Here is a 12982-nt window from a genome sequence, read left to right on the forward strand (position 1 = left end):
ACCTTCAACCCGCCCCACTCACTTTCCTCCAACCGCAACACCCCGCCCCACGTATCGACGATGTCCCGCACAATCCCCAATCCCAACCCATGCCCATCCATCTGTTCATCAAGCCGAGTACCCCGGCTGAACACCTGATCGCGCTGGTTTTCCGGAATCCCCGGCCCATCGTCTTCCACGCTTAACTCAAACCCTTCGGCCGTCTCGACCACGCTCATCCGAACCTCGGCGTCCGCCCACTTGCAGGCGTTGTCCAGCAGGTTACCGAGTAGTTCGAGCAAGTCCTCGCGATCCCAAGGCAGTTGTAAACCGGCCGGTGCACGGTAGCTGAGATCAAGATGCTCACCATGAATCATGTTCAAAGTCGCCAGTAACCCAGGCAATTCAGCATCGCAATCAAACAGCGCCCCCGGCAATGCATCGCCGGATAACCGTGCGCGATTGAGTTCGCGATTGAGTCGCTGCTGGACCTGTTCCAGCTGCGCCTTAATGACCTTGCGCAGTTCCGGCTGCGTATCGAGCTTCTCGCTTGAGGCCAGGCTCAACAACACCGCCAGCGGGGTTTTCAAGGCGTGGCCGAGGTTGCCCAGCGCATTGCGCGAACGCTTGAGGCTGTCTTCGGTGTGCGCCAGCAAATGGTTGATCTGCGCCACCAGCGGTTCAAGCTCTACGGGAACCTGATCATCGAGTTGCGAGCGCTGACCCTGCTGCAACTGGGCGATTTGTTCTCGCGCCTTTTCCAGCGGGCGCAAGGCGCGGCGCACGGTAATCCGTTGCAGCAGCAGAATCAGCAGCAGTCCCGCCAGCCCAAGGCCCAATCCGACTTGACGCATGCGCTGGAAACTCTCGCGCACCGGCGTGTAATCCTGGGCCACGCTGATGGAAATCGATTGGCCGAGCCGTCGATAGTCTGAACGCAGCACCAGTAATTGCTGCCCTTCCGGCCCCAATTGCAGGTTGCTGTGCAGACCGGCATGGTCGAGGCGCGGCAGTTCCTGATCCCACAGTGAACGGGAGCGCCAATGGCTGTCGGCAAAATCGATGCGGAAGTAATGCCCGGAAAACGGTCGCTGATAGGCCGGCGACAGGTGTCGCTCATCCAGCTGCAAACCCTGCGGCCCACGCACCAGCGCCACCAGCAGGTTTTCGCTGTCGTTGCGCAGCCCGGCTTCGAGGTAGCGCTGCAAACCCATTTCGAACAGCCACAGGCTGGTCTGCGCCAGCACCAGGCCGACGATCACCATCACGCTGATCAGCCCCAGGCTCAAGCGGCGCTGGATCGACCTCACTGGGCTTGTCCGCCGAACAGGTAACCCTGGCCGCGACGGGTTTCGATGACGCTTCGCCCGAGTTTGCGCCGCAGGTGGTTGACGTGGACTTCGAGCACGTTGGAATCGCGCTCGGTTTCTCCGTCATAGAGGTGTTCGGCCAGGTGGCTTTTGGAAAGAATCTGCTCGGGGTGCAGCATGAAATAACGCAGCAGGCGGAATTCAGCGGCGGTGAGCTGGATGTCGGCGCCGTCGCGGGTCACGCATTGACGGCCTTCGTCCAGGTGCAGTCCGGCAGACTTGAGCGTCGGCTGGTTGGCATGGCCATGGGAGCGGCGTAACAGCGCCTGGACTCGCAAGTGCAGCTCTTCGGGGTGGAAGGGTTTGGTCAGGTAATCGTCGGCGCCGGCCTTGAGGCCTTCGATCCGTTCGGCCCAGGAATCACGGGCGGTGAGGATCAGCACTGGCGTGGCCAGGCCACCGGCCCGCCATTGCGTCAGCACGTCGAGCCCTGGCAAACCCGGCAGGCCGAGGTCGAGGATGATCAGGTCATAAGGCTCGCTGCTGCCCTGATACACCGCATCGCGACCGTCGGCCAGCCAGTCCACGGCGTACCCCTGCCGATTGAGGCCGGCCATCAATTCGTCGGCCAGCGGCACATGGTCTTCCACCAGAAGCAAACGCATCGATCAATCTTCCTTGTCTTTCAGTAACTGGCCGGTGGTGGCGTCGAGGTCCAGTTCGCGGACCAGACCTTCGGTGGTCAGCAACTCGACTTCATAAATGTAGACGTCATGTTTCTCTTCAAGCTCGGCTTCCAGCAGTTTGGCCCCGGGGTAGCGGTCCAGCGCTTGCTGCAACAGCTGCTCCAGCGGCAGGATCACGCCCTGTTGACGCAGGCGCAGGGCTTCGTCCTGATCCAGGTCGCGGGCCATGACCACCGAGCAAAAAGCCAGAAGCGCCAGAGCCATTCGACCGCTCGTGCACCGCTGTGAAAAAGAAAACACCTTCATTACGTATCCTGATGATCCTTGAGAATCTGCCCGCTGACAGCGTCCAATTCCAGGTCCCACTCAATGCCCTGAGGGTCGCGCAATTCCACCTGATAGATGTACTTGCCGTACTCTTCTTCCAGCTCGGTTTCGGTGATGGTGGCACCAGGGTGTTTGGTCAGAGCGGTGGCGTTGAGCTTCTCGAAAGACACAATGGTACCAGCGTCGCGCAGTCTCAGGGCTTCGTCGGGACCGAGGTCGCGAGCGTGGGCGATGCTGGCGGTCATGCCGATGATGGACGCGGTGAACAGGGCAGTCAGGGTTTTCATGGGGTGTCTCCGTATTTTTTTATGTGTTGCCTACGGAGTGCACCTTAACGGGGCGAACTTAATTGAAACTGAATTGCCATCATTGGTCATGACAACACAAAACCCTGTGGGAGCGGGCTTGCTCGCGAAGGCGGTGTGTCAGCCAGCATTAATATCGACTGATACACCGCTTTCGCGAGCAAGCCCGCTCCCACATAATCCCCCGCTTGCCTGCATTCGAGACCGGTATGACCGCTATCCACATCAAGTTCCCCTCGCTGACTCTCAAGGCCGGCCCTCGCGCCTTGGCGCGCATCCGTGAAAACGGTTTGAGCGCCGCCGATGTCGGCACACTGCCAGGTGCCGCCGGTGGTCCCAAGGCGTTGGGGATTCAAGGTCTGGACCTGGCGTTGTTCGGTGAATGGCTGCCGGCGGCACCGCGAGAGCGCTCGTTGATCGGTGCGTCGGTGGGTTCCTGGCGCTTCGCCAGCGCTTGTCTACCGGATGCCGCCGAAGGCATCCGCCGCCTCGGTCACCTCTACACCGAGCAAAACTTCGCCAAGGGCGTGACCATGGCGCAGATCAGCCAGAGCTCCCGGCGCATGCTCGATGACCTGCTCGACGGCCGCGACGCCTCGATTCTGGACAACGCTCATTACCGACTGAACATCATGGTGGTCAAAAGCCACGGCTTGTTGGCGGACGATCATCGCGGCCGACTGGGACTGGGCCTGTCATCGGTGATCGCCGACAACCTGCGGGGCCGGGCACGGCTGTCGCGGCATTTCGAGCGGCTGATCATTCACGATCCGCGTCTGGCACCGCCGGTCAATGCACTCAACGATTTCCCCTCGCGCTTCGTTGCGCTGAATGCCGGCAACCTGCGCCAGGCCTTGCTCGCGTCAGGCTCGATCCCGATGGTGATGGAAGGCGTGCGTGATTTGCCGGGGGCCGGTGCCGGGACGTTTCGCGATGGCGGTCTGCTGGACTATCACCTCGACCTGCCCTACAGCGGCAACGACATCGTGCTCTATCCGCACTTTACCGACCGGGTCATTCCCGGCTGGTTCGACAAGACCCTGCCATGGCGCCGCGCGTGTCCTGCGCGCTTGCAGGATGTCCTGTTGCTGGCGCCGTCGAAGGATTACCTGGCGCGCCTGCCCTACGGCAAACTCCCGGACCGCAACGACTTCAAACGCTTCATGGGCGATGCCCCGAGCCGGCAGAAATACTGGCGCACGACGATGGATGAAAGCCGTCGTATGGGCGATGAGTTCCTCGAACTGGCTGCCAGCGGTCGCCTCGGGGAGCGCTTGCTGACCCTTTAGTCAGTGTTTTCCCGCAACGCCAAACGCAAACTGTTAAACTCGCCGCCTGCCCACATCGCCGCGGCGATCGCCACCTGACAGAGCTGAAACCACTGTGGAAATTTTCAAAGAGTTTACCTTCGAATCCGCCCACCGCCTGCCCCACGTACCGGACGGCCACAAGTGCGGCCGCCTGCACGGTCACTCGTTCAAAGTGGCGATCCACCTGAGCGGCGACCTCGATCCGCACACGGGCTGGATCCGCGATTTCTCGGAAATCAAGGCGATCTTCAAGCCGCTCTATGAGCGCCTGGACCATAACTACCTGAACGACATTCCTGGCCTGGAAAATCCGACCAGTGAAGTCCTGGCCAAATTCATCTGGAAGGAATTGAAGCCTCTGCTGCCGGAACTCAGCGCGATCCGCATCCACGAGACGTGCACCAGCGGCTGTATCTATCACGGTGAGTAATCAAATCTTAAAGACAACAAAATCCCTGTGGGAGCGAGCTTGCTCGCGATAGCGGTCTTTCAGTCACCTTGATGTCGAATGTGCCGCCGCCATCGCGAGCAAGCTCGCTCCCACAGGGGGTAATGCGTTTCGTCAGTGAATATAAAAACAGCCTTCAATGGCTGTTTTTTTATGCCTATGCTTTTGGCTCCCACACGCCAAGAGGACACCCCCAATGACTGACTGGCCGCTGCCTCAGACCTATCGCTTCAACGGTCGCTCCGTTCGCTACGCCGTACGGGGTGACGGTCCGCCATTGGTGTTCGTGCATGGCACGCCCTTCTCTTCTTATGTGTGGCACCGGATTGCGCCGCACTTCATCACCACGCATCGGGTGCATTACTTTGATCTGTTGGGTTATGGGCTATCGGAGAAAATCGAGGGCGATGTGTCACTGGGTGTGCAGAACGACCTGTTGGCTCACTTGCTCGATCACTGGGGTCTGGAGCGACCAGACATCGTCGCTCACGACTTCGGCGGCGCCACCGCTCTGCGTGCTCACCTGCTGAACGGCAAGGACTACCGCAGCCTGACGCTGATTGATCCAGTGGCGCTGACGCCCTGGGGTTCGCCGTTTGTGCAGCATGTGCGTCAGCATGAGGCGGCATTCAGTGGCCTGCCCGATTACATTCAGCGGGCGATTGTGCCGACCTATATTCGCGGGGCGATCAAGCGCGAAATTCCTGATCATGAACTCGCGCCTTACGTGCAGCCGTGGCTCGGCGATCCGGGGCAAGCGGCGTTCTATCGGCAGATCGCGCAGATGGATGAGCGTTATACCCGTGAGGCCGAAGGGCTGTACCCGACAATTCGTTGTCCGGTGCAGATTCTGTGGGGGGAAGATGATCAGTGGATTCCCATCGAGCGCGGGCAGGCGTTGCATCAGATGATTCCGGGGTCGCGGTTTCAGGCGATTCCGAATGCCGGGCATCTGGTTCAGGAAGATGCGCCGGAAGCGATCGTCGCGGCGTTGCTGAGGTTTCTGCCGCAACACAAATCCCCCTGAAGAAACCAACATCCCCTGTGGGAGCGAGCTTGCTCGCGATGACGGCAGCACATCCAACATCAAGGTGACTGTCAGGCAGCCATCGTCGGAACGCCGCCCGGAGCAAGCTCGCTCCCACATGGGTTCTGTTTCCGTTTGCCGCACCGCTATCGAGCCTTCCTCAAGCCAAATTCCCCCGCTCGGCTATAAATAACTACACCACCCCACGCTTGGCACGACCACTGCAACACTCCCCCGCGTCACCCATTCAGCGAGGAACGCCACATGACGCAGAACGATCCCGGCAACGATTACCCCCTCAGCGAAGTCCCGATGCACGCCCGCAAAGGCCTGGCCTCAACGGCCATGGTGCTGCTGGGTTTCACCTTTTTTACCGCCACCATGTTTGCCGGCGGCAAGCTGGGTGTGGCGTTCAATTTCGGCGAGATGATGGCGGTGATTATCGTCGGCAATCTGCTGCTGGGGATCTACGCCGCAGGCCTTGGCTACATCGCCTTCAAGAGCGGCCTGAACTCGGTGCTGATGGGGCGCTTTTGTTTCGGTGAAGTGGGCAGCAAGCTCAGCGACCTGATCCTCGGTTTTACCCAGATCGGCTGGTACGCCTGGGGCACAGCCACTGCCGCCGTGGTGCTGGGCAAGTATTTTGAGTTGAGCGAGGGCACCGTTCTCGGGCTGATGGTGCTGTTCGGCCTGGTGTTTTGCGCGACCGCGTATGTCGGTTATCGCGGCTTGGAGATTCTGTCGTACATCGCCGTACCGGCCATGATGTTGCTGCTGATGCTGTCGATGTGGGTCGCCACGGTGAAGGTCGGCGGGCTCGACGGTTTGCTCGCGGTAGTCCCGACGGGAACACTGGATTGGTCGACCGCGATTACCCTGGTATTTGGCACCTTTGTCAGCGGCGCAACCCAGGCGACCAACTGGACGCGTTTCTCCCGTTCAGCACGCGTCGCGGTGCTGGCGAGCCTGATCGGCTTCTTCATCGGCAACGGCCTGATGGTGTTGATCGGCGCTTACGGAGCCATCGTTTACCAACAACCGGACGTGGTCGAAGTGTTGCTGCTGCAAGGCTTCGCCATGGCGGCAATGGCGATGCTGCTGCTCAATATCTGGAGCACCCAGGACAACACCATCTACAACTTCGCCGTCGCCGGTTGCAACCTGCTGCGCACCGGCCGTCGCAAGACCGTGACCCTGGCGGGCGCGGTGATCGGCACGTTGCTGGCACTGCTGGGCATGTACGACATGCTGGTGCCCTACCTGATTTTGCTGGGCACTGTGATTCCGCCGATTGGCGGCGTGATCATGGCGGACTTCTTCTACCGCTATCGATGTCAATATCCACGTCTGGCCGATGCCCGGTTGCCGGCGTTCAATTGGTCTGGCCTGGGCGCCTACGCAGTCGGCACCGTTGCTGCGTTCAGTTCACCGTGGGTCGCGCCGCTGGTAGGGATTGCCGCTGCCGCGTTAACGTATGTGCTATTGACCGGCGTGCTGGGTGCCCGTACTGCCAACGCACCATTACAAGATCTATAAAAGGATTCGCCTGATGCACATCATCAACGCCCGCCTGCGCAACCAAGATGGCCTGCATGAGTTGCACCTGGAAAACGGCCAGATCAGCAACATCGCCCGACAGACCGAAGCGCCGACCCTGGGCCCCGATGATCTGGACGCCGGCGGCAACCTGGTAGTGCCACCCTTCGTCGAGCCGCACATTCACCTCGACGCCACGCTCACCGCCGGCGAACCGCGCTGGAACATGAGCGGCACGCTGTTCGAAGGCATCGAATGCTGGGGCGAGCGCAAGGTGACCATCACCGAAGAGGACACCAAAACCCGCGCCAAGAAAACCATCCAGACCCTCGCCGCCCACGGCATCCAGCACGTGCGTACCCACGTCGACGTCACCGACCCGCAGCTGACCGCGCTTAAGGCGATGCTCGAAGTGCGCGAGGAAAGCCGTCACCTGATCGACATGCAGATCGTTGCGTTCCCGCAGGAAGGCATCGAGTCGTACCGCAACGGTCGCGAGCTGATGGAAGAAGCGATCCGCATGGGTGCCGATGTGGTCGGCGGTATTCCGCATTTCGAGTACACCCGCGATCAAGGCGTGAGTTCAGTTAAATTCCTGATGGACCTGGCCGAGCGCACCGGTTGCCTGGTGGACGTGCATTGCGATGAAACCGACGACCCGCACTCACGCTTTCTTGAGGTGCTGGCTGAAGAAGCCCGCAGCCGCGACATGGGCTCGCGAGTGACCGCCAGTCACACCACGGCGATGGGCTCTTACGACAACGCTTACTGCGCCAAACTGTTTCGCCTGCTCGGGCATTCGGGGATCAGTTTTGTCTCCTGCCCCACCGAAAGCATTCACCTGCAAGGGCGCTTCGACAACTTCCCGAAACGCCGTGGCGTGACCCGTGTCAACGAGCTGCTCGAAGCCGGGATGAACGTGTGTTTCGGCCAGGATTCGATCGTCGACCCGTGGTATCCGCTGGGCAACGGCAATATCTTGCGGGTGCTCGAAGCCGGCCTGCACATCTGCCACATGCTCGGTTACCGCAACCTGCAAAGCGCGCTGGACCTGGTCACCGACAACAGCGCCAAGGCCATGAATTTGGGTGATCGTTACGGACTGGAACGCGGGCGGCCGGCGAATTTGCTGATTCTGTCGGCGGACAGCGATTACGAGGTGATCCGCAGCCAGGGCCTGCCGCTGTATTCGGTGCGCGATGGCAAGGTGTTGATGAAGCGGCAGATGCCGGTGGTGGAGTTCTTCGGCGATCAGAGCTGAATTTGCGTTGGCTGGGCTGACGCCTTCGCGAGCAGGCTCGCTCCCACATTGGATCTGTGTCGTTCACAAATTTCCTGTGGGAGCGAGCCTGCTCGCGAAGGCAATCGGATGATCAACCCATTAACCGAGCCGTACCAAACAGACTGACCCGACTCAACTCCCCCGACTCTTCTTCAAGCAAAATCGGCGCCGTGCCCCCGGGCATGACGACTTTCACTTCGCCAGCCGTGACCCAACCCACCCGCCATGCTGCGCAAGCCACCGCACTGGCGCTGGTGCCCGACGACGCCGTCGGCCCTTCTCCGCGTTCAAATACCCGCGCGACAACTCGCCCTTCAGACTCAAGCATCGCCCATTGCAGATTGACGCCAGCAGGACACGGCTCCCCTGCCCCGGTCGGCATGGCGTAAGCGATACGCGTCAGCCCTTTGGACAACCGCAGTTCGCGCATTTGCTCATTGCTCGGCAATACATCCGCGCTCTCTACAAGCGTCACACAATGTGGATTGCCGATGCGCACAAACTGGCTTTGAGACCATGCGGGATCGAGCGCCGACAACGGCTGCACATGGCTGACGTCGCGACCGTTCAACAGCACGCTTTCAACCCCTTTAGCCCCCACCGCGTCAGGCCCGAACGAGGGTTTGCCCAGATCCAGCCAGAACCCTTTCACACCCTCGATCTCGGCCGGTTTCACCGAAGTGCCCACCGGTGAAACCGCATCAGTCTTATCGTGATGAACCCTGAGCAAACAAACCTCGTCCCTCGGCAGCAGCCCTTGCTCACTCAGGGCCTGAGAGAAAATCGTCAGCCCGTTGCCACTGCGCTCGGCGAGCGTGCCGTCGGTGTTGACGATCAGCAGGTCAAACGGTGGCGACGTTTGAAACGGACCGACCAGCAAACCGTCGCAACGATGATCCTTGCTGCCTGGCGGTTGTGTGCCGGGGGCCCAGTCACAGAAGGCCTCGATAGCCGAAACAGTCCATGCCGCACGGGTTTGCGCAGCGAGACTGGCCTGCTCGGGTAGATCGATACCTCCCCGGCGCACGGCGTCAGGCGCCATAACCGCATAGATATTGCCTCGAGCATCGTAGTACGGCGTCATGGATCGGTCCTGAAATCAGCCAGTAAGTGCCTGTACTTTAGGCGTCAATGTCCGGCGATGAAATACCGCCCCGGCGTCACCCCGAACGTTCGTCGAAACATCGCAATAAACGCGCTGACGTTTTCATAACCCAGTTCCAGCGCAATCGTCGTCACCGGCACCGCTGCCGCCAACCGTTCCAGCGCGCGCAACAACCGTGCGCGCCGGCGCCATTGGCTGAAGGTGAAACCGGTTTCGCTGACGGTGCGCGACGAACACCTGCGCGGATTGTGCGAACGGCACTGACACCCGCGCTCGCGATGGAGGGTCAGGCTGTGCAAGGATGTCACCCTGCCTGACCGCGAACCTGGGCGGACGCTGATCGAACCCTCACCGATGAGTCACTGTCCCTTGGGTACGCGACGTTTTTTGCCAAGGATTGATATGACCAACCTCAACACTCAAACCGCATTTGTTCCCGGACGCCTGGAACAGATGTCCACGCGCATCGCCTTTTTCATTGCCGGTTTCGGCATCGCTGCGTGGGCGCCGCTGGTGCCCTACGCCAAGGCTCGGGCCGGGCTGGATGAAGGGACGCTCGGTTTGCTGCTGTTGTGCCTGGGGGTGGGGTCGATTCTGGCGATGCCGATGGCGGGGCTTCTGGCCACGCGTTTCGGCTGTCGCCGGGTGGTGAGCGCCGGGGTGTTGCTGATTTGTGCGGCCCTGCCGCTATTGGCGACGGTGACGTCGATTCCGGCGTTGATTGCCGCGTTGTTCATGTTCGGCGCGGGGCTGGGCACGGTGGATTCGACGGTGAACCTGCAAGCGGTGATCGTCGAACGGGCCAGCGGCAAGACCATGATGTCGGGCTTCCATGGGTTGTTCAGCCTCGGCGGTATTGTCGGTGCGGCGGGTGTCAGTGCCCTGCTCGGCTTCGGGGTTTCACCACTGGGGGCGACGCTGGTGGTGATCGTGATGCTGCTGATCGCCCTGGCCAAGGCCGCGCCGCACCTCTTGCCTTACGGCAGCGAAAGTTCGGGGCCGGCGTTTGCCGTTCCCCATGGCATCGTGCTGTTCATCGGCGGGATGTGTTTCATCGTGTTCCTCGCCGAAGGCGCGGCGCTCGACTGGAGCGCGGTGTTCCTGGCGCAGGAGCGCGGAATCGATACCGCTTATGCGGGACTGGGTTACGCGGCGTTTGCGTTGACCATGACCGTCGGACGTTTGACCGGCGATTCGATCGTGCGTCGTCTCGGCGCTACGCGGGTGATTGTGTTCGGTGGGTTGACGGCCGCGGCGGGCCTGTTTGTGGCGACCTTCGCCCCGAGTTGGGAAGCGGCGCTGGTGGGTTATGCAATGTTGGGGGCTGGTTGTTCGAACATAGTGCCGGTGCTGTACACCTCAGTGGGCAAACAGACGGTGATGCCCGAAAGCGTCGCCGTGCCGGCCATTACCACGTTGGGCTACGCGGGCATTCTTGCGGGGCCTGCGTTGATCGGGTTTATCGCCCATGGCAGCAGTTTGAGTTTTGCCTTCGGGTTGATGGCGGTGTTGCTAGTGGCGGTGGCCATTGGCGGGAAGGTGTTGAAGGTCTGAAAAGCATCGCGAGCAAGCTCGCTCCCACAGGGATCACACAAAACCTTGTGGGAGCGAGCTTGCTCCGGGCGGCGATCCGACGATGAGGGCAACTCGGTCTATCAGAACCCGACGCTGGCCTGCACAAAGAACGTGCGCGGTGCGCCAACGTACATCCCCGAGTTGTTGTCGCTGGAGCGGGTGAAGTACTGCTTGTCGAAAATATTCTTCACCCCGGCGCCGACTTTCAGGTTCGAAAGCGTCGCGCCGAAGTCATAACCGCCGCGCACGTTCCAGGTGACGTAACCCGGGATGTCGCCGTACTGGCCGTCCGCGGTGCCTTCGGTGATGTAGTTGCCGCTGAAACTGCCATCAGCGTTCACAGCCACGCCCGGCGAGCGCTGCTTGGACTGGGCAAAGGCATCGAGGTTGTAGGTCCAGCGATTGATGTCGTAACGCAGGCCGGCAGTCGCCACCTGACGAGAATAGAACGGTAGGTCACGGCCCTTGAAGCCCGGGATCTCGCCTTCATAAACGGCGCGCGTGTAGGTGAAACCGGCATTGGCGGTCAAGCCGTCGAGCCGTGGGTCCAGTGCCGCCATGTCGTAGTGCACCGAGGCTTCGAGGCCCTGGTGCGTGGTCGCGCCGAGGTTGGTCCAGCCCGCATCGTTGCTGATGTATTGCAGCTCTTTATCGAAGTCAATGTAGAACAGCGTTACTTCCCCGCCCCACACATCATTGTTGTAGCGCGTGCCGACCTCGTAGGTCTTGGCCTTTTCCGGTTCCAGGCCATTGGCCGGTTCGTCACCCGTGCCACCCTGGCCGAGCTGGAAATACTGCAGGCTGCCGAACGAGGTTTCGTAGTTGGCGAACAGCTTCCACTCCTCCGACACGTGGTACATCACGCTCAGGGCCGGCAGCGGCTCGTTGCTTTCGATGCTGCGGTTCTTTTCCAGCACCGGTTTGCCGGCGGTGTCGAGCACCGGGCGGTCGTGCCAGTCGGTGCTGATGTGTTCAAAGCGGATGCCGGGGGTGATGGTCCAGTTGCCGACGTCGATTTTGTTATCGACGTACACCGAGTTGGCTTCAGTGCCACCGGTGCGGTCCTGATAGACATGGCCGTCCGAGCTCTTGGTCGCGACCGGCTCGTTGTTGACCAGCGCCAGGCGGCTCGCCTCTTCGTGCATGCCTTCCTTGAGGTAGCGATAACCGACACTGACTTCCTGGGTGGTCGGGCCGACATCAAACACACGGGACACCCGCGGTTCAATCCCGAAGGTGTAGTAAGTACGCGGGAACGAGCCGAGGGTTTTCTGATCGCGAGCGGCGATGTTGCTGCCACGGAAGCTGTCGGAATAGTAGGTCAGCACTTCGGCCTGGGTGCGATCGTCGATCTGCCGTGCCCACTTGAACGAGACGTCCTTGCGGCGGCCGCTGAAGTTGTCGTTGTTGCGGTCGGACTGGAACGGATCGGCGTCGTACTGCGCCTGCGTCAGGCCGCCGGGCATGTCGGCGCTGGCGTCGTAGTAGTGAAAGTTGAGGCTGAAATCGTCCACATCGGTGGGTGCCCAGTGGGTCTTGAGGATCACGTCGTCGATGTCATTGCCGTTGTTGCGTTCACGGTAACCGTTGCCGTTCACGCCCGAGTACAGCAGCGCCATGCCGATGCCGTTGTCCGCGGTGCCGCCGAGAAACGCCGTGTCGATGTGCTTCCAGCCACCGTGCTGGGAGGTTTCCAGGGTCGAGCCGATTTCACCGGTGGCTTTTTCCGGAATCGCGCGAGTGACGAAATTGATCACGCCACCGACGTTCTGTGGCCCGTAACGCACGGAGCCGGCGCCGCGAACCACGTCGATGCTGTCAAGGTTGCCGGAGGAAATCGGCGCCATGGACAACTGCGGCTGGCCGTACGGGGCGAACGCTGCCGGCACGCCGTCAATCAGCACGGTGGAGCGTGGCGACAGGCGCGAAGTCAGGCCGCGCACGCCGACGTTCAGGGAAATGTCGCTGCCGCCGGTGCCGTTGGCCTCTTGCACTTGCACACCGGGCACGCGCTTCAGCACGTCGCCGACGTTCATCGCGCCCTGCTCGACCATTGCCTCGCGGCGAATCACCGTACGCGCGCCGGGGTGGT

At 61.1% G+C, this 12982-nt stretch carries 13 protein-coding genes; 6 read left to right on the top strand and 7 right to left on the bottom strand.

Annotation, left to right across the window (positions count from 1 at the left end; all coding sequences use genetic code 11):
• From WLY71_RS26015 to WLY71_RS26030, 4 genes are all read right to left on the bottom strand, one after another.
• Positions 1-1289, bottom strand: a 1289-nt coding sequence (locus WLY71_RS26015; RefSeq protein ID WP_347805831.1) for a sensor histidine kinase, incomplete at its 3' end; no start/stop codon positions are given.
• Positions 1286-1954, bottom strand: coding sequence for a response regulator transcription factor (locus tag WLY71_RS26020; protein ID WP_347805832.1), 669 nt, complete (start codon positions 1952-1954; stop codon positions 1286-1288). The genes WLY71_RS26015 and WLY71_RS26020, both read right to left, overlap by 4 nt.
• 3 nt (positions 1955-1957) lie before the next feature.
• Positions 1958-2281: a PepSY domain-containing protein gene (locus WLY71_RS26025; protein WP_347805833.1), complete on the bottom strand. Its 324-nt coding sequence runs from the start codon at positions 2279-2281 to the stop codon at positions 1958-1960.
• Complete coding sequence (locus tag WLY71_RS26030; protein WP_347805834.1) at positions 2281-2589, bottom strand: PepSY domain-containing protein; 309 nt, start codon at positions 2587-2589, stop codon at positions 2281-2283. Before WLY71_RS26030 ends, WLY71_RS26025 begins: the two co-directional genes overlap by 1 nt.
• Before the next feature lie 227 nt (positions 2590-2816).
• On the opposite strand from WLY71_RS26030, the gene WLY71_RS26035 reads away from it, so the two are divergent.
• The 5 genes from WLY71_RS26035 to codA all read left to right on the top strand — a co-directional run bounded on the left by WLY71_RS26035 (position 2817) and on the right by codA (position 8189).
• On the top strand, positions 2817-3896 hold the full coding sequence (locus WLY71_RS26035) for a patatin-like phospholipase family protein (RefSeq protein WP_283181029.1): 1080 nt from the start codon (positions 2817-2819) through the stop codon (positions 3894-3896).
• Between the two features lie 94 nt (positions 3897-3990).
• Positions 3991-4347, top strand: a complete 357-nt coding sequence (queD, locus tag WLY71_RS26040) for a 6-carboxytetrahydropterin synthase QueD (RefSeq protein WP_059405420.1) — start codon at positions 3991-3993, stop codon at positions 4345-4347.
• Between the two features lie 214 nt (positions 4348-4561).
• Positions 4562-5392, top strand: a complete 831-nt coding sequence (locus WLY71_RS26045; RefSeq protein ID WP_347805835.1) for an alpha/beta fold hydrolase — start codon at positions 4562-4564, stop codon at positions 5390-5392.
• 264 nt (positions 5393-5656) lie between these two features.
• Positions 5657-6928 carry a cytosine permease gene (gene codB / locus WLY71_RS26050; protein ID WP_347805836.1) on the top strand — a complete coding sequence of 424 codons (1272 nt, stop codon included), beginning with the start codon at positions 5657-5659 and terminating at the stop codon, positions 6926-6928.
• A 13-nt stretch (positions 6929-6941) separates the two neighbouring features.
• On the top strand, positions 6942-8189 hold the full coding sequence (gene codA, locus WLY71_RS26055) for a cytosine deaminase (RefSeq protein WP_347805837.1): 1248 nt from the start codon (positions 6942-6944) through the stop codon (positions 8187-8189).
• 112 nt (positions 8190-8301) lie between these two features.
• On the opposite strand, the gene WLY71_RS26060 is transcribed toward codA, so the two are convergent.
• Positions 8302-9294 (bottom strand): diaminopimelate epimerase, encoded by a 993-nt coding sequence (locus tag WLY71_RS26060; protein ID WP_347805838.1) that lies wholly within the window; start codon positions 9292-9294, stop codon positions 8302-8304.
• Between the two features lie 44 nt (positions 9295-9338).
• The gene (locus WLY71_RS26065; protein ID WP_425589966.1) at positions 9339-9623 is read right to left on the bottom strand and encodes a helix-turn-helix domain-containing protein; all 285 of its coding nucleotides are present in this window, start codon (positions 9621-9623) and stop codon (positions 9339-9341) included.
• Between the two features lie 94 nt (positions 9624-9717).
• Between WLY71_RS26065 and WLY71_RS26070 the strand changes: the two genes are divergently transcribed.
• The gene (locus tag WLY71_RS26070) at positions 9718-10869 is read left to right on the top strand and encodes an MFS transporter (protein ID WP_347805839.1); all 1152 of its coding nucleotides are present in this window, start codon (positions 9718-9720) and stop codon (positions 10867-10869) included.
• Between the two features lie 101 nt (positions 10870-10970).
• Here WLY71_RS26070 and WLY71_RS26075 read toward each other — a convergent pair.
• Positions 10971-12982 (bottom strand): TonB-dependent receptor family protein (locus tag WLY71_RS26075; protein ID WP_347805840.1); only part of this gene is annotated, 2012 nt, incomplete at its 5' end.

The sequence above is a fragment of the Pseudomonas rossensis genome (assembly GCF_039888995.1).
Lineage (GTDB): Bacteria > Pseudomonadota > Gammaproteobacteria > Pseudomonadales > Pseudomonadaceae > Aquipseudomonas > Aquipseudomonas rossensis.